Genomic DNA, 22130 nt, shown 5'->3' with positions numbered 1-22130 from the left:
GAGTATCCGCAATGTTGCACCTTGGGCTATAAGAGACTATCTCGAATGCGGATACTCGTCCACGAACGACAGACCACAGTCCACTGAGCCGATAATCGATCCTATAACCAATTTTTGTTTGGCTACGTGAAAGAAAGTGGATACACATAATTGAATACCATTTTTTTTTGCCTAATAGATTTTACTGTACGCTGTTTTCAAAAACCAGTTTTCCATGATGATACAGTTGCATGATGGGTGACAGTCTAGCCACCGTTTCAGCGGAACAAGAGGCATCTACCAGGTTGAAACTTGCTTCATCACCGACTTTGGGCCAAACCTGATTGCCCTGATTGTCCAATGGCGTCAGGCCTTTGGTACCTATACCGAGACTTCTGGACAATCCATACTCGTGGTTGTAGCGATAGAGTTCGGCCATGTTTTTGGCTTTGTCCAGCATACTTCCTGTGCCAAAGGGTTGCCAATGGTCGGTCACACAGTCTGTTCCTGACATGACCCGGATGCCATGGCCCAACATAGCAGGAATGGGCATCACATTGTAACCAATAGGCACCGTGGTGGTGATTCCGATATCCGCTTGGGCCAAAGCTTCACAGGTCGCTTTCAGTGTTGTGTCATCCAATTTTCCCATCACAAAGCAATGACTCAGGTAGGTTTTGCCTTTAAGGACAGGGTTTTCGTTTACTTTGGCGATCAGGTACTGAACGGTTTTGAGACCTGACTCTCCTGATTCGTGTAAGTGGATGTCCAAGCCTTTTTTGTAGTCCAAAGCCAATTGCACAGTAAAATCCATGGTTTTTTCGATCTGACCGTCCAGGGAAAATGGATCCACACCACCTATATAGTCAATGTCCATCTGGGCAGCTTCCCGCATCAAGTCCTGAGAACCTGAATAGTAAATGCCATGTTGGGGAAAAGCAACAAGCTCGGCGCCGAATGAATCTTTTTTGTTTTCAAGGGCTATTTGAAGGTTTTTCAGGGAATCAAGTTTGGATGTGGGTTCAATGTTGACATGGCTACGGGCATAGTCTGTCCCTTTGGATTGGAGGAGTTGGATCAGCTTTTCGGCCCTTTCTGTAGAATGTGGCAAGAGTGTTGGAATGACCACTTTTTCATGTTCAATGAGTTCCTTGACCGTTCTGAACTTGCTTTCTCGGGCTTTCCAAGGTCCGCCGTAGTAGGTTTTATCCAAGTGGATGTGCATGTCCTTCATGGCAGGCAGCATCAGCAAACCTTTGGCATCGATGGCTGAGTGGTCTGAACTGTTGGGTAGGATTTCGGTGATTTTTCCATTTTCGACAACCATGGAAAAAAGTGCTGTTTTGGTCGCAATGACTTCAATCTCGTCGCGGACAAAGCCTGTTTCCATCCTGACGTTTTTGAAAACTTTTCTTGAATTTTCGCCTTTTTGTTTTGTGCTGACGGGAGTACTTCCAAATGAAAATGAGGGTGCAAGAATCCCGGCACCTGTGAGGGCCATGGTTTGGGAAAGGAAATCTCTTCTGTTGAGTGCTTTATCGGACATTAGGGGATACTTTTTTTTAAATTTAAGAAAAAGGATAAGTTTTTCACTTTTAGAATTTTCGGTTTTTAAGAATTTTGAATGGATCAAGGACAAAAAAAAGCCTGATCTTTTCAGGATCAGGCTCCAATTTTAGGTTTAATTATTCAGATAAGACAGGCAGGCTTCTTTGCAGCTTTCACATGCTTTGGCACAAGCCTGACAATGGGCATGATCATGTTTGGCACATTCTTCAGCACATATTCCACAGATTTTAGCACAATATTTAATCAAGTCATTTACATCGTTGAAATTACTGGCAAGAATTTTACTGGTAGTCAGGCATATTGACCCGCAGACCTGATCCGTCTGGATGCAGGCTGCCATATGACTGACATCCTCCTCATGCAGGCATGCATCTGCGCAATGAAAACAAGCATTGGCACATTCTTGAAGTTTGGTAATCAATTCATTGGTTTTCATGGTTACTTTCGTTTAAGGTTACAAATCCATTAACTGTGTTAAACAGTGCAAATACCATTCCATTGACTGCCTTGTAATCTCCAATCTCGAAAGCAGGGATTTTGTCTGAATTCCATGATAAGATTTGATTCTCTTCTATTTCAATCCATTAACTTCAATGATTTTCAGAGATATTCCTTATTTTCATGACATTGTTTTAAATTTTAAACCACAGCAATATGAAAGCCAAAGGAATTTTGATCATTTATTTTCTGACAGGGATGTTTCTGTTTTCCTGCAACAGCAATAACAACAGTTACACTGAGGAAAAAGCCATAGAAGGCGTCAGCAAGTTAAAGCTTAAGGGAATTTTCAGTGTCAACATAACTCAGGGGGGTAAGGAAACCATGGTGATCTCAGGAAATGAGGATCTTGTCAATAAACTTCAGGTGGTGCAGACGGGAGACCTTTTGGAATTGACTTTGGATGAAGAAGAGTCGGGTGCATTTTTTATGAAAGAGGAGCTTCAGATAGACCTCGATATTACTGACTTGAGTGAAATCAGGTTTGAAGGAGTGGGCAATATCAAGAATTCAGGAACTTTGGATGTGGGTGAGATGCTGATTGCAGGAAACGGAGTCGGAAATTTATCCTTGGATCTCGATGCACAAAGTCTTAATGCAAGGCTGAACTTCGTCGGCAACATGACGCTGAAAGGAAGGGCAAATGAAATGACGCTTGTCAACGAAGGCATCGGGAATATTGATGCCTCTGATTTTTCGGTGCAAAATGTGGATCTTACGAGTTCAGGGATAGGAGCTGTTTCCGTTCATTGCGAAGGTGAGTTGACCCTGAAAGTTGATGGCATCGGGGTGGTCAACTACACCGGCAATCCAACCATCATCAGCGAGAAGGTTTCAGGGATCGGGAAGGTGAATAGGAATTAAGAAGCGAGAGACGAGAAGCGAGAGGCGAGAAAGTAGGAAGTGGTCAGTTTTCAGTAGTCAGAAATTTAGTTGAAAATACAGAATCCCTTTAGCCTGAGAAATCCCTGATGGGATGGTGAGGGATTGGGAGGGTTTTTGACTGTTTTAAAGGGAAAGTTTCTTTTTACTTTTCGAGCTCTTATAGTTAATTCCAATCGGAGTGCTATTCAGTTCGAAAATTTAAACACAAAAAAAGGGACAGCTAATGCTGTCCCTATATTCTTGCAAAATAGATTAATTTTTGTGTTTGAAGAGGTAGAAGACACCCAACTGGAATCCTCTGTTTCTTGATTCGGAGTTGCTAGAAGCCCTGATATTGCTCAGCCCGTGGTTGTATCTTGCATCCACTCCAAATCCGGTTGCAGGATTGATATAGCTTGCGCCGATTCCTAAGCCCACATCGATGCTTTCAAATTGGTCATTGACATTGATGGAGGTGTCTCCAGATTTTGTTTTGGCCGCCACCAAAAATCCAAGTTGCGGTCCTGCCTGAACCCTGAATCCGTTGTCAAACATGTATTGAAGCAATACAGGTACATTAATATAATCAAGATTGAGGTTGGTATTGAGGTTATCAATTTTTGCGCCTTGGCCGGAGTAGTATAATTCGGGTTGCAGTGCAAATTGGTCAGTCAAGTGAATATGACCAAGGAGACCCAAGTTGAGTCCTGCTTTGGGATTGTATTGGCTTCCATCAGTGATGTTGTACACATTCAGGCCACCTTTGACACCAATGTTGATATTTTGGGCTGATGCGCTGCTTGTCAGGATGAAAGCCATCATGAATCCAATGAGGTAAAATTTCATAAGTTTTTGTTTTGTTTTTTTGGGCGGGTAATTCCCACAATAAGGAATCTTATCCGTGGCGCAAAGGTGACTCAAAACAAAAGTCTATGGCTTACAGAAAAAAAATAAGAATTACATAATTGCTTGATTTGGGCAATATGCAGGTATTGAAATGATAGATGAGCTCCATTACTTCAAAGAAAAATTAATTTTCCAGTTTAAAAGTAACCGGCAAAATCATGGTTGATTTGACGGCAATACCATCCACTTTAGTGGGGTTCCAAGGTTTTTTGGCAAAAAGGGCAAATACCCTCATTGCTTCCTTGGCCAAATCGGGATGTACATATTCCGCATTCATGACCTCATAGAAAGTGATTTCACCAATTTCATTTAATTCAAAGAAAATATCTGCTTTGCCTTCTATCCCAGCGTCGATTAGAGGCTCTGGATACTTGAGGTTTTGGATGAGGAAATTTCTCCATGCTCCCATCCCACCCACCGGGAGTGCATTTTCGTAGGTCGGGGCAGTTCTTGGAGTTCCTTTTTCATCAAAAGAAAGATTTTCAAGGACTTCGTTTTTTACTGTGGTTTTGGAGGATTTGAGATTGCCGTTTGCAAAAAAGGTGAATTCCACGATACTGTCTCTGACATAATCCCTGAAGGTTTTGCTACTGAGGTACCCGTCCTCCGCAAAACGGGCGGTATTCCTTCGAATGAGTTTTCCTGATGCATCTTTTTCATTGGTTTGTTCCAAAGCAAGGGAATTGTCCATTCTGAAATACTTGGAAGTTGGATCCGGTTCTCCTTCGCTTAGCTGCAGGTAATAGACAGGCTTGTATACAGCAGTATCCTTTATGGCTATAAAATGTCTGTTGAAATACTGTAGGACTTGGGAGTGGGAGACAAATGGAAGAAACAATACTATCGATGCAATCAGAAAGGATTTTTTGTAAGCCATCGGGCAAATAGATTTATGAACAAAAGTTGGGCGAAAAATCAGTCAAATACAAATCTTGGAAAACACTATTTTCAATCCAAAAATAAAAAGCCGGTAGTTATCCACATGTCCTTTTTGATGGCCATTTTTACCAAAAGTAATATAAACCTTGATTAAAATTGGATTGGAGTTTTGCCTTTCAACTTAAACGTTTAAGATCGGCTGTTGATTTGGGGAAGGAATGGGGATGGGGTAAATTGGAGCATTGTATACTATTCCTTGTCTTTTTTATGGCTGAAAAATATAAAAACAAATACCGAACTGAATCTTTCCGGGCAAAGTGGTGGGATTATACCTGGAATGCAGCCTATTTTGTCACGATCTGCACTTTAAACAGGCGGCATTATTTTGGAAAGGTGAGCAATGGGAAAATGATTCTTTCCGGGGCCGGAGTGCTTGCCGATGTATTTTGGTATGAAATCAAAAATCACCACAAATATGTAGAATTGGATGCCTTTGTAGTGATGCCCAATCATATCCATGGAATATTGATCATCAATAAGCCGGATGAAAAAAGGGAAGAAGAAAAAAATGATTTTGGAAAGGAGGATCAGAGAAAGGAAGAAAATGGGAAAAATTATTCCAGATATCAGGAAGATGGGGATTTTAGAAATCAGGATAAAGATGGGGATTCCAGAAATCTAGATAAGGAAGGGGATTCCAGTACAGTCGTTGCATGCAACGACTCCACATTGGATTTCTCTTCCACAAGGGGATTCCTTAAAGGAAAGGAATCTCCCATAATTACAGAATTCTCCCAACATATGGCTGCTATTTCCCCAAAGAAAGATTCTCTCCCATCAATATTGAGATCTTATAAATCTGCTGTAACAAAACATGCCAACAGATTGGGATTTGAATTTGGATGGCAATCCAAATACCATGACCATATCATCAGGGATGAGGGAGCTTATCAAAGAATTGCCCAATACATTGAAAACAATCCTTCAAAATGGAAAGAAGATGGATTTTTTTAATTTTATGAAGCATAGAAAAAAGCCTTAGCCTAATTATACTCATGACCATCCAAAAAACCATAAGCCTCAAACCCTTTCCTAGGGGATTTCACCTCATCACTTCTATTATAGAAATGCATTTTCCAGAAATACGACAGATCAAGATGGGTATCCTTCATATATTTATCCAACATACCTCGGCAGGTCTGACGATCAATGAAAATGCGGATCCGACGGTGAGAAAAGACTTCGAGACCTTTGTCAACGACCTGATTCCTGAAGGGTATCCGAAGTTTATCCACAATGATGAAGGTGACGATGACATGCCTGCCCACATCAAAAGCAGTTTTTTTGGCAACAGCCTACAGATTCCAATCACGGGTGGAAAACTCAATCTTGGAACTTGGCAGGGGATTTACCTGTGTGAATTCAGAAATCATGGGGGTTCAAGAAACATTGTCCTTACTGCTATGGGTGAGTAAAAGGAGAAGCTGTGCAGACAGTATCATTTTGTTGCAGAAGATGAAATTTGAGAGTCTGATTGAAGGAGTCCTTCAAAATGTTATATAATACCTCAAATGCTTTTTTTTTGCCTTTGGTATAAATCAGGGGAGCCCCCAACATTCCATGGGCTATTTTCGGATTCAAAGTCTCGGGAATGAAACGCCTTTTTACCTTTCTTTTCTTTGTCCATGCCGGAATTTCCTTTGCCCAAACCACCGGACAGGACCTTCCCGGCATCATTGCGGACAAGATCAAGATGGAAATCAAGCTGGATGGGGTTTTGGATGAACCGATCTGGCAACAGGAAGGATGGGCGCAGGATTTTCAGCAGTTTTTCCCGTCAGATACCTCTCTTGCCAAAGCCCAAACAAGGGTAAAAATCGCCTTTGATGAAAAATTTCTTTATATCGCTGCGGTGATGTATAACCTTGGTCCCCGCACTCCACAGGAATATGTGAGTACCTCCCTGAGAAGGGATTACCGAGGGGAGCAAAATGACGGTGTCAGTTTTGTCTTGGACACTTTCAATGATTACAGCAGTGGATTTCAGTTTGGGATCAATCCCTTCGGAGTGCAGCGGGAGTCTCTGATCGCCAATGGCGGCATGCAGTCCTCTGACCTTAACCTCGCCTGGGACAATAAGTGGTATTCGGAGGCCAAGATTTACGAAGACCATTGGATCATAGAGGCTGCTATTCCATTTTCCACACTTAGGTACAATGACGGTGCGAGCAATTGGAATGTGAATTTTTACAGGATCGACAGCAAGTACAATGAAAGAAGCACATGGTCACCGATTCCGAGAAACTTCAACGTGATCAACCTGGCTTTTAGCAGGAAATTGATATTCTCTGAACCCCTTAAAAAAGAAAGTACGAACCTCTCCCTGATTCCTTATGCGGCGATGGCTACTGACAGAAACTTCCTTACAGGCACTTCCAATCCGTTGACTCCTACTTTTGGCGGTGATGCCAAGATTGGTATTGGACCGGCGATGAACATGGACTTGACAGTAAATCCGGATTTTTCGCAGGTAGAAGTGGATGAACAGGTGACCAACCTAGACCGATTTGAGATCTTTTTCCCGGAACGAAGACAGTTTTTCCTAGAGAATGCAGACTTGTTTGCAGATTTTGGTGCTACCAATCTTCGCCCGTTTTTTTCCCGAAGGATCGGCGTAGACAGGGATGAAACTACCGGTCAAAATGTACAAAACCAGATACTATTTGGGGGCAGGCTGAGTGGAAAGCTTGACGACAACTGGCGGATCGGAGCGATGAACATGCAGACTGCCAATGATGAAGAAAGGGGCATCGCTGGCAAAAACTTCTCGGTGGCAGCCATACAGAGGAAGGTTTTTACCCGATCAAACATCGGGGTGATCTTTGTCAACAGGGAAACTTTGAATCAGGAATTGGATATTCCCCTCTTCAATGACAGCCTTTCCAACAGGCTGCTCGGGGTGGACTATAACCTTGCCTCGAAGGATAACAAATGGACTGGCAAGTTTTTTTACCACAAGACATTTGAAAAAGAAGATCTGGATAAATCTGCCACTGCCCATGCAGCATTGAATTATGCAACTCCGGCCATCACCGCCTCGGTGGCTTTTTCCCAAGTGGGAGAAAATTATAATCCTGCTGTTGGTTTTACACCTCGAAACGATTACAAAAGGGGCTTCGCAACCTTTGAATATCAATTTTTCCCAAGATCCACACTCATCAACCGGCATGGTCCCGGGGTAGAGACGGAGACATTGTGGAATGAAGATTTGGGAGTGACAGATGGACTTCACTCCTTGTTTTACAGGATTCGGTTCCAATCTCTCTCCATCTTGACTGTGACGGCATCAAACAGGTACACGTATTTGTTTTCTGATTTTGATCCTACGAGGACCGGAGGTGAGCCATTGCTAGCAGGGACAGATTATTCCAATTCCCTGATTGGGTTTCGGTATATCAGTAATCCCCGAAAAAAGGTATATGTGTCATTGAGAGGTGATTTTGGGGAATATTTCACGGGGGATATCAAAACCATACAAGGGACGATGAGTTGGAGGATGGGCTATATTGCCAATATTTCAATGAATTTCAGTTATAATAACATCAGGCTGCCGGAGCCACAAAATGATGCTGACCTGTTCCTGATCGGGCCAAGGATTGACCTGACTTTCACCAAAAGTCTTTTTTGGACAACCTTCTTTCAGTACAACAATCAGATTGACAATATCAACATCAATACTAGGTTGCAATGGCGCTATGCACCTGTCTCAGATTTGTTTATTGTGTATACGGACAATTATTTCCCTTCTACTTTTATTTCAAAACAGCGGGCTTTGGTCATGAAGCTGAATTATTGGTTCAATATCTAAAAGGGGGTTAATTGGTTATTGGGTTATAGGGTTATTGGTTATAGGGTTTATGAGTTAATGGTTATTAGGGTGTGGAAGATAGATATTGATTGATACTGGAAAGGAAATCAAATTATCAAAAATCCTAAACTGGTGCTTAGAATTCCACAACTGGCATGTTAAGAGATTTAATATCGAGATCAGAAAAGCTTGGACAAAAAGATTAGGTGTAATTATCCTTAAAATAGTATCAAATTTACTTCAATTGATTTTTGGAGAATTCTACAAAAAAGTAGATGACTGGACCAAAGAGCAATAGCGGAAAAACAAAAATAAACCATCCTGAGATCCCCGAGCCAGCATTGGAACCTGTGTGGAATGAAAAGTATTCGACTACTACAAACATCAGCAGGATATTGAGTTTGAGCCATCTCCAAAGCCTTTTGTTGATTTGACTTAATGCAGGCCCATTCTCTTTGTTTATCTCAACCGCAAAATCTCCGTGTTGAACCCTTTTGTTGTAGAGGGTCAATCCTACATATAAAATGGTGGCCACAAAAGGAACAGAATAGGTCATCCTGCTTGCCCAATATTCATTTGGATTGCTGAAAAAATCATACCCCTCGGGGACTATATCTAGACTTTGATGTTGGAAATAATAGGTCAATGACCATAAGCCGATCAACACCAAAAGACTCAACACTTCCACTATCCTATCCAGGAAAGAAACTTCAACATTTCCAAACGTTTTTAAGCTTCTGTTTATCATCTTTAATCTCAAAGATTGTGGTGAAATGGTATTTTGATAATTAACAAAATTAGTGGCCAAATTTCATTTTTCCGACAATCAGACCCAATGGATTTTGGATCAAATTGTTAGGTTAATTACAAGCTGTTGCAAAAGTGGGATTTATCATATCCCTGAGACCTCAATATAACCTGACCTTATTGCTCTTGCCTGTAAATGTAATCCTGTTTTTGTCTTTTTGGTTTTCTACCTCCACTTTATTTCCATTGAGGTCAGCATTGGTATGTATGGATGCAGGCCAAGAGAACACAATACTCCAGTCTTCTTTTTCCTGAGAGAGATATGCTTCCACCTCCCCAAGTTCATTCACTTTGTATTCAAAAGAAATGGCATTGTCACCGATTTCTACATTTTCAATTTTTGCTTCCTTCCAGTCAGTAGGGAAGGCAGGTGATATGTGGATAACTTTATTCGCAGCTTCGGGCTGAATACCAAAGAACTGGGTCACGATAGGCACACCAAAACTGTATAGGTTCCAAGCCTGCGCCATCATGCCATAATCAGGAGAAACTTCATAGATTGAACCCGGGAGAGCAAATCCAAATGACTTGGTCATCCGCTTCAGGTAATCAAGCGCCTGATCCGGATTTCCATAATTGTTTTCTCCTATGGCAGATACGCCGGTAGGCAAAGTCATCACAGCACCTGTATATGAAAAGGCTTTGCTACCTACAAATGTCCCGTCAGCCATTTCAGAAGATTCATCCCTGTCGATTCCGGTGACGAAGACGCCAAATGGATTGGTGAATTTTCGGCCTTTTTCCAATGCCCTGATGGCTTTGTCAGAATCGGCTATCCCCATTTCCATAGGTGTATTGACTACCCAATTATGAAAAATCACAAAACCTTGCTTTTTGTTTGGAGAATAAGTGGATAACTTTCTTTTTGTGGCTTTCAATTCTTCTACTGCCCAAGGTTTGTTGAGCGTATCCGCCCTGATGATTGCCGCCTCCACGAGGTGGATGGCTTCAGCAGGAGTTCCTATAAAGTCAGCGTAGCCATTGAATTCCTCGACCCAAAATTCCTTATTGATCTTTGTTCTGATCAGGTCAGCGGTCTGTTGATAACTTACAGAAACCGAATCCTCACCCATCACTGAAGCGATTTGCGCAGCATCTGCAAAGGCTTTCTGGGTATAAGAAGCCACGTCGATCATCTCTGATTGGAGACCATGGATTTCCATCATGCCATAGCCATCAGGAAAGAGGTTTCCGTCTTTGTCATTTTCATCCATCAGCCACTGGAGACCCTTTTTTACAGTTGGGTAATATGTAGCCAAAAACTCCCTATCACCCGTCCATTGGTACACCCACCAAATCAAAGAGGCAAACTGTGGTGTTTCATTGATATTGCCGGGATTGAAAATCACCCCGTTTGAGCTCACTTCATGGATTATTTTTCCGTTTCCATTGGTTTCAGAAAGTTTGTGGATAAGTTCGATGGTGCTGTAGACCAAATCCTTTCTACCTGTAGCAATGGCGCCCTTCAGGGTGTATTCATTGTCCACACCAAACCACCAAGGATAATCGGGCATGCCTGCCCCAAGTCCTCTTCCTACCTCAGGCACTTCCCTCACGAGCCATTCTGTATTGTATTTGATCCATTCAAAAGCTTTTTCAAGTTCTTTGTCAGGGATGGTGATTTTGGCTTTTGAAGCAAGCTGCCTGTAATGCTTTTGTTTGTCTTTGAGGTAGGTTTCCGCATTCAGCTTGAGTTTGTCAAAAGTTTCCTCTGCATCGGCTTTAGAGGTGTAAGAACCGGAGATAAAAAACCGGATACTTTGAGTGGATTCGGATTTTAAGTTGATTTCATAACCCAACTTGGCAGCTTTTCCTTTTCCCTGTGGTTCATAATTACAAACTGCAGATGGACCTTCAGAAGGAATTGCTTTTTGGTTTGACCCAAACATCGCATACCATTCATTGCCTTGGTCCTTTCCAAGCCAAGCCTGTCTACTTTCATCAAATGAAAGTTGGTCCTCAAAATCAACCATGCCTGCTTTTTCTCCCAACCACACCGGCATGAGATCAGTATGGCCTGAAAACTCAAAATCAAATGAAATATCGGACTTATCCACATTCCTAAACGTGAATTCGATGACCAAACCCTGCACTCCTTCCGGGACAAACTGAAACCTCTCAACTTCCAAGCCTGGGATATGGGTTTGAAAAAGGTGTTTGTTGGCAAAGGGATAATTGATGAACTGATGTGCTGCATCAAGGCAATAGCTGTTATCCGCTTGTATTATTGCTGCCGTAAGACCATCCATGAGTTTGATAGGGTGGTTCCATATCCCTCCCATTTCGCCTTTGACATGCCATCCCAAATCCGGAAATGTGCCATCTTGATGGCCGACCATATAGACACGGTCTCCGGGGGTGACATAGGGTGAGGACAAGTATTCGGCTTTTCCAATTAGGCCCTCCACTTCATTTAACTGAGAAAATAAGGATTTTTCGGTGGTTTTACTTGTACAGGAAAAAAGAAACAGAGGCAATAACCCAAATAAAAACAGTGAAGGTCGAAGATTCATAGAAGTTGGAATTGTTGGCTAAGTAATAAAGTTAAGCCTTTTCATTCAACCCTCAATACGATGTTTTCTACTGTGTTTGAAAAAACCCTTCCATCTTCTAATGTGATGGTACAAGTGAGATCAAAGGGAGATGTCTGTGTGGATAACTCTGAAAATCGAACAAATGAAGTGCCCAAACCCCTATTTCCCGATATTGGATCAAGATATTCAGAAAATGGAAAAAATTGTCCTCCTATTCTAGGTGCAATTAAAACGATGTCATTCAATAAAGCGCCTGCCGGATAATTGTCGTTGAAATTTTTATTGCTGTGCAATTCCCATGTTTTGACAGGTGATTCAAAGTTGACTGCCGGATCACAGGCAAAAGCAAAAGGCAACCCCGATGTCGAGGTGGTTTGTTTAACTTCCGCTATTGATTCATAGGTCAAGTCAAACATAATTAACAGCTTCCCTGTCGTCAGGTTTTTTTGATTTGACCATTCATCTACCCTCCAACCAGGATTGCTTGGAATATACTCCAAAGGCATGGCCGACAAGTCACTATATCGTAGGAACAGTGCTTGACCCGAACAATCCTCTATGCAGGAAAAGGTCAAAACAGGTAACACCTGGAAGAAGAAAATGATTGAAAAAATTGTGGATAAGATTCTATTTACTCTCATTTTATGGCGTCAGCAATACCGGAATGATGGAGGATTGTTTGGTAGAACCATCTTGAAACCTGGCAATAATTTTCAAGGAATGCATTTCAGAAACTTCAGGACTTTCGGTAAATGTGAAATAGAAGGTGCCAAAATTGGATTCATTTACAAAGTTATCTACAAATTCCTCTTTGGTATAGGCCTTTGTTAAATCTGAAAAACTAACAACTTCAAACAAATCCGAACCGGCAGGATATGCATCATTGAAATCTTCATTGCTGACCAATTGGAAAGAAGTGACAGGATTACTGTTTTTGTAAACCAAGGGACATTCAGGACTTGGATTAAATAGTACCTGAACTGGTTTTACCATTCGGATATTGACAATCAGCCTGTCGATGGGAAGTGCGTCATCATTGTACCAAATACTGTTTCCTGCTCCATCAATAGTCCTTGGAACCATTGACAATTCTTCCAATTCAAAGAGGGTGTCTTTACAGGTGGTTTCGCAGGAGGTGAACAAAAGCAACGACAATCCAACACCCAAGGTGTTGATAAATGAATTTCTAAACATAACCGTAATATTTTGCGAGATAGTAAATTAAAATTATCAGATGAAGTTGGAATTATATAGCCAGCTTAATCCGATACCAATCAAATAAATTATTTCCATAAAAGCTAGTTTACTGATGCGATTTCTCTCCAGGTAACGAGTTTGATGTTGTTGTCTTTGATCAATTGCCGGCCTTTTTCACTGGTGAAGAAATCGTAATCTGCCTGTCTCCAAGTAGAATTCCAATAGAGGTGACGAACGGTGACCGCCTTCATTTCTTCATCATCATAGGCGACATGGATTAGAAGTGCAGTGATACCAGATTCCAGGTTGCTGAACAAATCCGAATAAAATCCTTCCATTCCTTTTTCATCATAGATAGTTGGAGAGGCAATAGCTACCTGATCAATGACAAGCAAGTTATCCACATCGATGTCTTTGAACAATTCGGGGTTAGTTTTTATAATGGATTCGACCATTTCAGGAACAACCATCGCAGGGAAACCAAATTCTTTTGCCAATTTGAGGTAAGAGTGAAGAAACTCAGGCCTGCCATAGAAGATGCAGCCCATGTGGGAATCAAGATGGGTAGGTTTGATTCCGATCCTTAAAGCAGCTTCGATTTGGGCACGGATTTCTTTTTCCACTTCCGCGGGACTAGCATTTTTGGCTACTGAGGCGCAATCGGGGTACATGTAGCCATCCGGCCCTTGTAATCCCGGCACATTGTCTGCCATTGGTCCCCATTTGTAATTGAACCACTCATTGGTTAAGGTAATATGCACTCCTATATCAAGGTTTGGGTGATCTTTGATCAGTTCTCCCACTTCAGTAGACCAAGCGCAGGGCATCATAATACTGGTGGAATTCACAAAACCCTCGGTCATAGAGGAAATGGTAGCGATATTTTCAGAATGGGACAAACCTATATCGTCAGCATGGATGATGAGTAATTTATCGGTTTTGGTGTAGCCAAGTTTTTCGGCCAAAGTTCTTTCTTGCGCAAAAGACAGGGTTACAAAAAATAAAAAGAATATTGTGGATAACTTTTTCATTTGACTTTGGGGTCTATTTTTTGAGGCCTTTGATAACTACATTTCCAGTCCCATCTTCAAGGCATGGATATTGAAATTCAGTTTTAAGTCTTTTGGGATTGTTCACCAAATCATAAAACCCATCCAAATATTTAACAGTTGATTTGATGGTTTTTTCATCAAAAAGCTTGCTTTCAGCATACAAATTGTAAATCGCTTCTTTTTTTGAATTGTACAGGGCAATGGTTTCATCAAATACTTTCATGTCTTCCATGCAATAGCCTCTATATCTCCGTTCTGTTACAGAGAGCATTTTAAGTTCAGGGGCAGGCTTGGCATAAGGTGCCTCCACAATTCCCGCATGGTCAAAATCATATGGGACAGCAATGGGCAGGGAGGCTTTATCCACATTGATCAATTTGATGTTTTGTCGGTATTGGATGGACCAATCTGTATTTCCAATCAAATATTGAAATACTGCCATCCTAAGAAAATCAGGTGCAGGAATACTTTCAGGTCGGATGAGTTCTTGGTTGATTGAAGTCATCCCGTTGCGTTCGGCCATCAGGTCTTCATCTTCTATCAGAAATGCAAGAACGGGTTCAAAATCTTTTGGCTTGGAGGATAGGTCTTCAAATGTCAACCTGACCAACCTCACTTTGAAACTCTGTTCGGTGATCAGGTTGTATAATTTATACACATAAAATTCTCGCAACAAGTACTTTTCCCCTCTACAGGGCATGACAAGTTTGAGTTTATCCTGCTTCTCAAATACGGTATTTATGGTAGTTTCCTTCGCAAAGTTCAGCAAGAGCGGTGGAAAATTACAAATATTCATTTCCCTTCTGAAATGGCCCCTTGTTCTTATTTTCAAAGGGATATCAAGGCTCTTTTCGGAGTTATCCACATAGGATAACGAAAAATCAAAATACTGCGGTTCCCCCTTGGTGTCTTTAAAAAGCCTGTCAAAATCACCTTTCATAGAGATTTCGAGGATTTCCTCCGAATCAAAAAGATTAAGATCCTGTGATAATCCTTGGGATTTCCCTGCCAGGAAAATAAAACATGAAATTAAACCCATTTTAATGGTGATAGGTATTTTCATTTTTTGATTCAATAAAAACTAATATTCCATTTTTTTAACTTTCATTTTTCCCAACCCCAGGCTGGCCCCGGGCTTTTGACTTCTTTGGTCAAGTCAAATTTTACAGAAAAGAACCGGTCGGTCCCCATCCTTCTCAAATTGTAGGTAAAAGAACTTTCATCTAAAGTTATCCACCACACATTGGTTGCTGAAGCCGGTATTAGATCGGCAGTCTCTTGGTCTGCGGGGAAAAACTGTGTCCCTGCCATTCCGGTATTGGATGCAGTCCCTCCGTATTGGGTAATTTTGTCCGGTAGCCCATTTTCATGTCTGTGGTCATGCTTCAATTTCATCAAACCATTATCCATGGTCAAAACCCATGTCCGGGATTTATCTTCCCCGACAAAAAAAGGGATGTGGATAAATCCTTCTCCACAATCTACCACATGCATGACAAGTTTTTTGCCGGCAAATGGATCATTTTCAGAGATGGGAGTGGTTACTATTCCTTCATAGGATTTCCCGCAATGTTTTGTTAATGACTCCCAAAAAACCTGATTGGCTTCTTTATCTTGGGCTGAAATTTGGGAGCTCAAAAAACAAATCAATAGGAGAAATAAGTAGGGTTTCATAAGGAAAATTAATGGAGGCTAATAGAAAACTTTATATCGATTTCTTCTACAATATACGGGTTTTGCCCAAACACTTTTATTATACAGGCTGTTCATCCTACAAATGAAGTACAATAGAGTAATAGTTTGGTTTAAAAATGATTTAAGGTTGCATGATCATGCAGCCTTATTTTCAGCTTGGAAAGAGTCTTCTGAAATTATTCCTGTGTATTGCTTTGACCCAAGGCAATTTGGAAAAGTAGATTTGGGAATCGAAAAAACAGGGCATTTCAGGGCAAAATTCCTGATAGAGTCTGTGGATAACTTGAGAAAAAACCTGATTAAAGCAGGTGCCAACCTGATTGTCAGAATTGGAAAACCCGAAGAATTGCTTCCTGAATTGGCAGTTGAATTTCAGGCCGAGGCTATTTTTTTCTCAGAGGAAGTGACTCAGGAAGAAAAATCCGTTGAAAAAAATCTTGAAAATGCTGTTTGGAAAAAAGGAATTGAAACCAAGACTTTTTGGCAAAGCACCATGTTTCACATGGAGGATTTGCCTTTCCCTGTAAGTCAGACGCCTGAGATTTTTACCCAATTCAGAAAAGAGTGCGAAAAATTCAGCCAGGTCAGAAAGTCCATTGAAAAGCCTAGAAAGATCAAATTTCCTGAAATTGGTATTGAATTGGGAAAAATCCCTGAGTTATCCACATTTGGATTGAGTGAACCTTCAGTTGCCAAAAAAGGTGTTTTGCCATTTGTTGGCGGGGAAGATGCCGGGATTCAACGTCTCCAAAGCTATTTTTGGGAAAATGACTGTCTGAAGACTTATAAAGAAACCAGAAATGGCTTATTGGGACCGGATTACAGCAGCAAGTTCTCAGCTTGGTTGGCTTTGGGCTGTATTTCTCCCAGGTTCATTTATGAAGAAGTAGGGCGCTATGAAAATGAAAGAAAAAAGAATGATTCTACTTATTGGATGATTTTTGAATTGATTTGGAGGGATTATTTCAGGTTTATCAGCAAAAAACATGGCAACAAAATTTTTCAAATTCAGGGTATAAAAGATAATGTGGATAACTGGCGAAAAGATGAAAAACTTTTCCGGAAATGGGCTGATGGAATGACCGGGATTCCTTTTGTAGATGCCAATATGCGGGAGCTCAATGCAACAGGTTTTATGTCCAACAGAGGGAGGCAGAATGTGGCTTCCTTTCTGGTCAATGACTTGGGAATTGATTGGCGATGGGGAGCCATGTATTTTGAAAGCCAACTGATAGATTATGACGTCTGTTCCAATTGGGGAAATTGGATGTATGTTGCCGGAGTCGGCAATGACCTAAGAGAAAACAGGTATTTCAATATTCTGAAGCAAGCCAACAATTATGACAAAAAGGGGGATTTTGTCAGGTATTGGATTACTGAGTTATCAAAGATTCCGGGATTTGATATCCATCAACCTTCTGATTTATCCACAAAAGAATTGAAACAATTTGGGATTGCATTGGGGGGAAATTATCCTTTTCCAATGGTTAAGTTAGGCGTCAAGGAAAAAAGCAGGTATTAAAAAAATAGGATTACCCGATCTTTGAAAGAAAATCTTGGATAATTATCAACGTTTTTTCCTCTTCTTCAAACATTCCCATATGCCCTACCTCCGGTAATTCGAAGTAGTCATCGGCATAAGGTTCGTGCATTCGGCTACCTTCAATTTTGACTGCCCCATCTAAAACTCCGGCGATCATCAACTTTCTGCCAAGAAAGTTTTTCCAAACCTCCATACGGTCCTTTCTGTCCCGCATGGCAGACAAATAAGCAAGGACTCCTTTCTTGGAACTTTTTTTACCCAAGGCAGTCAATTCTTCAATTTTATTTTTATGGGTAATTCGGTGCTGTTCGCTAAAAAGAGGGGGAACGAAAGAATCAATAAACTTATCCACACCGTGTTTTTTGATGAAGGTGATGGTTTTGTTTCGGGTTTTCTTTTTTTCTTCATCATCCGGAAATGCAGTTGAGTGAAACAAGCCGATTGCTGCCAAGTCATTTCCCATCAGTTCTGCCATAGCCAAGGCCACATATCCACCCAATGAATGACCGATGACAGCTGGATTTTGGATACCTTCTTCTTCTATCCAATCATGAAGTATAACTGCAACTTCTTCCAAAGTTATGTTATCCTGTTCCAAAGGACTTTCACCAAAACCGGGCAGGTCAATGCAATAAACCGTATGGCTTTTGGCCAATTCCTTAGAATGAGTTATCCACATTTCCTTGGATTCACAGAATCCATGGATTAGAATGATGGGGTTGCCTTTGCCGTTTGAAACAAATTTGATCATATGTCCAAAAATACAAAATCCCGGCTTATGGCCGGGATTTAAATTTTAGGGGTAATTTTTTGGTTACTTTTCTACCGCAGTTTCAGCCATTTGCTTTACAGCATTTGCAATGCCTTCAGGATCAAAGCCACATTCTCTGTGGAGTTCGATTTGTTCACCATGTTCCACTACCCTATCAGGGATACCCAATCTTTTGACTTGTGCTTGGTAGCTGTTGTCCACCATCCATTCTAAAACTGCAGACCCAAATCCCCCCATGAGGCATCCATCTTCCACCGTCACTACTTTTTTGAATTTACTAAAAACCTCATGCAGCATTGCCTCATCCAGGGGTTTTACAAACCTCATGTCATAATGGGCAGGATTGAAGCCTTCTTTTTCGAGCATGTCGCAGGCGGTCACAGCGTAATTGCCTATGTGGCCAATCGTCAAAATCGCAATGTCCTCTCCTTCACGAATAATCCTACCCTGACCAATTGGAATTTCCCTCATCGGGGTTCTCCAATCTACCATCACCCCCTGACCCCTTGGGTACCTGATGGAAAATGGACCCTCAAATTTGGTGGCTGTGTACATCAGGTTTCTTAATTCTTCCTCATCCATGGGTGAAGAAACCACAATATTGGGGATACATCTGAAAAAGGAAATGTCATAGGCACCATGATGGGTCGGACCATCAGCCCCTGCAAAACCTGCTCTATCCAGGCAAAACACCACTTGGAGGTTTTGTAGACAAACGTCATGGACCACTTGATCATAAGCCCTTTGCATGAAAGAGCTGTATATGTTACAGAAAGGAATCAATCCCTGAGTAGCAAGTCCTGCTGAAAAGGTGACGGCATGTTGCTCTGCTATCCCCACGTCAAAAGCCCTATCCGGCATTTCTTTCATCATGATATTCATGGAAGAACCGGATGGCATCGCCGGGGTAACCCCCATGATTTTATCGTTTTCTTTGGCAAGCTCAACGATGGTATGGCCAAAGACATCTTGGTATTTTGGAGCCTGTGGTGTGGTAGGGATTTTTTTGTAAATCTCACCGGTCACTTTGTCAAAAAGCCCGGGTGCATGCCAAGTGGTTTTGTTTCCAGTCTCGGCAGGGGCATAACCTTTGCCTTTAACTGTGACACAATGAAGGATTTTTGGACCGGGAATATCTCTCATGTCTGCAAGTATTTCTACCAAATGATGGACATCATGGCCATCTACCGGTCCAAAATACCTGAGATTCAATGATTCAAAGAGGTTACTTTGCTTCAAGACGGCAGATTTGATGGCTCCTTCCACTTTGGATACAATATCCTGCGCCGAGGAACCAAACATCGAGATCTTGCCAAGCAGATTCCAAACTTCGTCTTTGACTTTGTTGTAGGTATGGGAAGTGGTAATGTCAGTCAGATAATCTTTCAATGCTCCTACGTTAGGGTCGATCGACATGCAGTTGTCATTGAGGATAATCAGCATATTGGTATCTGAAACTCCTGCATGGTTCATTGCTTCGAAAGCCATACCGCCGGTCATGGAGCCGTCTCCGATGACGGCTACATGTTGTTTTTTGGAATCTCCCTTGTATTTGGATGCCACTGCCATGCCTAAGGCAGCTGAAATAGAGGTACTTGAATGCCCAACTCCAAAAGTATCATATACGCTTTCTTTCCTTTTGGGAAAACCAGAAAGTCCGCCATAAAGCCTGTTTGTATGAAATTGACCTTTTCTTCCGGTCAATATTTTGTGCCCATATGCTTGGTGTCCCACGTCCCAAACAAGCTGATCTTCTGGCGTATTAAGGACATAATGCAGCGCTACTGTAAGCTCCACTACACCAAGGCTCGCACCAAAATGCCCTCCATAAACAGACACATTGTCAACGATAAACTGTCTCAGTTCATCACAGATCTGTACCAATTGGTCTTTAGAAAGCTTTTTAAGATCGGCGGGTGAATCGATCTTTGCGAGTAATTTTCCTGGTTTGATGATCATCAGCAATACGGTTCTTAATAAAGGTAATTAACATTTGTCAACCTCAATTGTTTTTCAAAATTTTCTTTGAATTTTATCAGGATTGAAAAAGGGTCTTTTTATGTCCCAAATGAATAAATTACCATTATTTGGATATCTTTGGACAAGATTAATGTGCAAAATTAAGAAAATAAAATAGTTTACAGTGAGTTTTGAAATCAAATTACCACTTTTCGAAGGGCCATTCGATTTGATGCTGTTTTTCATCGAAAGGGATGAGCTGGATATTTATGATATTCCGATTTCAAAAATCACTCAGGATTTTCTTGATTATATCCATCATCTTGAAAAAATGGAAATCGAGGTGGCAAGTGATTTCATCCTTTTTGCCGCTACATTGATGAAAATTAAATCCAAAATGCTGATTCCCCGCCCAGAATTGGACGAAAATGGGGAAGAAATTGATCCAAGGGAAGAATTGATCCGGCATTTATTGGAATATAAAAAGTACAAATCAGTCATCCTCGAATTAGGGAAACTGGAAGAGGCGAGGCTTGCCAAACAGCAGAGAGGGAACATCCTTTCAGAACTCAAACAGCTGGCTAAGGCAGATGATGTCGATGCAGAAATGCAAGATTTGGACCTGTACAAGCTTTTGAAAGTATTTCAAAAGGTCATGTCAAAGTACAGTTCAAGAACAGATGAAACAAAACATACCGTCATACAGTATCCTTATACCATTGGGCAGCAAAAAGACTTTATCCTCGAAAAAATGTCATGGAAAGACCGGGTCGCTTTTACTGAGTTTATCAGCTACAAGCCTGAAAAAATCTTTGTGATTTACACTTTCTTGGCGATTTTGGAATTATTACAATTATCTATGGTTACCATTACTATAGGTGAAGGGTTCAACAATTTTTGGGTAGAAAAGCAAGAAACAGTTCCTTCGGTATAGGATATGAAACTAGATAACAAGCAGATTTTTGCAACCCTCAACCCCAATAAGGTCTGGTTTCCGATACTTATTGGTTTGGGAATAGTTTTTTTGATGTTTTATCTCGATCCCAATATCAATGCCCAAACCTTAAAAGGTGTATTTGATGGATCGATCTGGTGGATTCTGTTAGCCATTGTTGTCATTTTGTTTCGGGATTTGGGATATATATACCGGATCAGGGCGGTCACAGACCAACAACTCACTTGGGGACGTGCACTTTATGTCATCATCCTCTGGGAATTTGCCTCGGCAGTGACGCCATCTGTGGTGGGAGGTTCCGCTGTGGCGATTTTCATTTTAAACAAGGAAGGAATCAAACTTGGCAAGGCCATCGCCTATGTCATGGTGACTGCTATTTTGGATAATTTATTCTTTGTGATTGGCGCACCCATCATCCTTTATTTTGCCCAAGGCCATATATTTCCGGCGAGTAGAATGATGGAAATGAGGCTAGGAAGAAGCCTTGAAGTTTTGTTTTGGGTAAGTTATGGCCTTTATGCCTCCTATTCTCTTGTGATGGCTCTGGCATTATTCTATAAGCCAAGGGTATTCAAATGGGTTTTACTTAAGATTTATTCCATCAGGTGGCTAAAAAAATGGAAGCATTCAGCCAATGAATATGGCAATCAAATCATCGAAGCCTCAAAGGAACTGATAGGAAAAAATTACAAATATTGGCTACCTATTGTTGGGGCTACTATCTTTATTTGGAGCTCAAGGTACCTTATGCTCAATGCTTTGATCGGGGCTTATGAATCATTGAGCATTTCGGAGCATGTAGTGATTTTTGCAAGACAGGTAATCATGTGGATCGTAATGATGATTTCCCCTACCCCCGGTAGCAGCGGCACTGCGGAGTTTTTCTTTGGGCAGTTCTTTGCAGAGTTCCTGAACGGCTACACTTTTGTCACTAGTATTCTTTGGAGAATGCTTTCTTACTATCCTTATCTGATATTAGGAGCCATTTTTCTACCAAGATGGATCAAGCAGGTATTTTTCAAAAAGAAAGAAGAATAAAGCCAAACCCTTAAT

Annotated in this window: 20 protein-coding genes; 7 read left to right on the top strand and 13 right to left on the bottom strand. The window is 41.3% G+C overall.

Annotated features, from left to right (window positions below; all coding sequences use genetic code 11):
• Positions 1-181 precede the first annotated feature (181 nt).
• Positions 182-1525, bottom strand: coding sequence for an amidohydrolase (locus NU887_RS18190; RefSeq protein WP_258424811.1), 1344 nt, complete (start codon positions 1523-1525; stop codon positions 182-184).
• A gap of 135 nt (positions 1526-1660) precedes the next feature.
• Positions 1661-1984 carry a four-helix bundle copper-binding protein gene (locus tag NU887_RS18185; RefSeq protein ID WP_258424810.1) on the bottom strand — a complete coding sequence of 108 codons (324 nt, stop codon included), beginning with the start codon at positions 1982-1984 and terminating at the stop codon, positions 1661-1663.
• 218 nt (positions 1985-2202) lie between these two features.
• Between NU887_RS18185 and NU887_RS18180 the strand changes: the two genes are divergently transcribed.
• A complete protein-coding gene (locus NU887_RS18180; RefSeq protein ID WP_258424809.1) occupies positions 2203-2910 on the top strand; it encodes a DUF2807 domain-containing protein in 708 nt (235 codons plus the stop codon).
• A gap of 273 nt (positions 2911-3183) precedes the next feature.
• On the opposite strand, the gene NU887_RS18175 is transcribed toward NU887_RS18180, so the two are convergent.
• Entirely contained in the window at positions 3184-3756 is a 573-nt protein-coding gene (locus NU887_RS18175; RefSeq protein ID WP_258424808.1) for a porin family protein, read from the bottom strand.
• A 184-nt stretch (positions 3757-3940) separates the two neighbouring features.
• A complete protein-coding gene (locus NU887_RS18170; RefSeq protein ID WP_258424807.1) occupies positions 3941-4693 on the bottom strand; it encodes an energy transducer TonB in 753 nt (250 codons plus the stop codon).
• A gap of 269 nt (positions 4694-4962) precedes the next feature.
• On the opposite strand from NU887_RS18170, the gene NU887_RS18165 reads away from it, so the two are divergent.
• The 3 genes from NU887_RS18165 to NU887_RS18155 all read left to right on the top strand — a co-directional run bounded on the left by NU887_RS18165 (position 4963) and on the right by NU887_RS18155 (position 8563).
• Positions 4963-5709, top strand: a complete 747-nt coding sequence (locus NU887_RS18165; protein WP_258424806.1) for a transposase — start codon at positions 4963-4965, stop codon at positions 5707-5709.
• A 41-nt stretch (positions 5710-5750) separates the two neighbouring features.
• Positions 5751-6170 (top strand): secondary thiamine-phosphate synthase enzyme YjbQ, encoded by a 420-nt coding sequence (locus tag NU887_RS18160; protein WP_258424805.1) that lies wholly within the window; start codon positions 5751-5753, stop codon positions 6168-6170.
• 176 nt (positions 6171-6346) lie between these two features.
• A complete protein-coding gene (locus NU887_RS18155; protein ID WP_258424804.1) occupies positions 6347-8563 on the top strand; it encodes a DUF5916 domain-containing protein in 2217 nt (738 codons plus the stop codon).
• Between the two features lie 235 nt (positions 8564-8798).
• Here NU887_RS18155 and NU887_RS18150 read toward each other — a convergent pair whose 3' ends face one another.
• The 7 genes from NU887_RS18150 to NU887_RS18120 all read right to left on the bottom strand — a co-directional run bounded on the left by NU887_RS18150 (position 8799) and on the right by NU887_RS18120 (position 15827).
• Positions 8799-9311, bottom strand: coding sequence for a hypothetical protein (locus tag NU887_RS18150; RefSeq protein ID WP_258424803.1), 513 nt, complete (start codon positions 9309-9311; stop codon positions 8799-8801).
• A 160-nt stretch (positions 9312-9471) separates the two neighbouring features.
• Positions 9472-11883, bottom strand: a complete 2412-nt coding sequence (locus NU887_RS18145; protein WP_258424802.1) for an alpha-L-rhamnosidase-related protein — start codon at positions 11881-11883, stop codon at positions 9472-9474.
• Between the two features lie 41 nt (positions 11884-11924).
• Positions 11925-12545 carry a hypothetical protein gene (locus NU887_RS18140; protein ID WP_258424801.1) on the bottom strand — a complete coding sequence of 207 codons (621 nt, stop codon included), beginning with the start codon at positions 12543-12545 and terminating at the stop codon, positions 11925-11927.
• 1 nt (position 12546) lies between these two features.
• Positions 12547-13098, bottom strand: a complete 552-nt coding sequence (locus tag NU887_RS18135; RefSeq protein WP_258424800.1) for a DUF5034 domain-containing protein — start codon at positions 13096-13098, stop codon at positions 12547-12549.
• 104 nt (positions 13099-13202) lie between these two features.
• Entirely contained in the window at positions 13203-14132 is a 930-nt protein-coding gene (locus NU887_RS18130) for a polysaccharide deacetylase family protein (protein ID WP_258424799.1), read from the bottom strand.
• Between the two features lie 13 nt (positions 14133-14145).
• A complete protein-coding gene (locus NU887_RS18125) occupies positions 14146-15216 on the bottom strand; it encodes a hypothetical protein (protein ID WP_258424798.1) in 1071 nt (356 codons plus the stop codon).
• Between the two features lie 41 nt (positions 15217-15257).
• Complete coding sequence (locus tag NU887_RS18120) at positions 15258-15827, bottom strand: hypothetical protein (protein ID WP_258424797.1); 570 nt, start codon at positions 15825-15827, stop codon at positions 15258-15260.
• 103 nt (positions 15828-15930) lie between these two features.
• Between NU887_RS18120 and NU887_RS18115 the strand changes: the two genes are divergently transcribed.
• Positions 15931-17370 (top strand): DASH family cryptochrome, encoded by a 1440-nt coding sequence (locus tag NU887_RS18115; protein WP_258424796.1) that lies wholly within the window; start codon positions 15931-15933, stop codon positions 17368-17370.
• A 10-nt stretch (positions 17371-17380) separates the two neighbouring features.
• On the opposite strand, the gene NU887_RS18110 is transcribed toward NU887_RS18115, so the two are convergent.
• Together NU887_RS18110 and dxs are read right to left on the bottom strand one after the other, a co-directional pair.
• The gene (locus NU887_RS18110; RefSeq protein WP_258424795.1) at positions 17381-18142 is read right to left on the bottom strand and encodes an alpha/beta fold hydrolase; all 762 of its coding nucleotides are present in this window, start codon (positions 18140-18142) and stop codon (positions 17381-17383) included.
• A 63-nt stretch (positions 18143-18205) separates the two neighbouring features.
• A complete protein-coding gene (gene dxs / locus NU887_RS18105; protein WP_258424794.1) occupies positions 18206-20122 on the bottom strand; it encodes a 1-deoxy-D-xylulose-5-phosphate synthase in 1917 nt (638 codons plus the stop codon).
• A 184-nt stretch (positions 20123-20306) separates the two neighbouring features.
• Here dxs and NU887_RS18100 point away from each other — a divergent pair, with 184 nt between their 5' ends.
• Positions 20307-21056 carry a segregation and condensation protein A gene (locus NU887_RS18100; protein WP_258424793.1) on the top strand — a complete coding sequence of 250 codons (750 nt, stop codon included), beginning with the start codon at positions 20307-20309 and terminating at the stop codon, positions 21054-21056.
• A 3-nt stretch (positions 21057-21059) separates the two neighbouring features.
• On the top strand, positions 21060-22115 hold the full coding sequence (locus tag NU887_RS18095; protein WP_258424792.1) for a lysylphosphatidylglycerol synthase transmembrane domain-containing protein: 1056 nt from the start codon (positions 21060-21062) through the stop codon (positions 22113-22115).
• Positions 22116-22130: the final 15 nt, after the last annotated feature.

This window comes from Aquiflexum gelatinilyticum (genome assembly GCF_024741135.1).
GTDB classification, from domain to species: domain Bacteria; phylum Bacteroidota; class Bacteroidia; order Cytophagales; family Cyclobacteriaceae; genus Cognataquiflexum; species Cognataquiflexum gelatinilyticum.
Note: the sequence above shows the minus strand (reverse complement) of the source record. Positions and strands in the feature narration are given on the sequence as shown.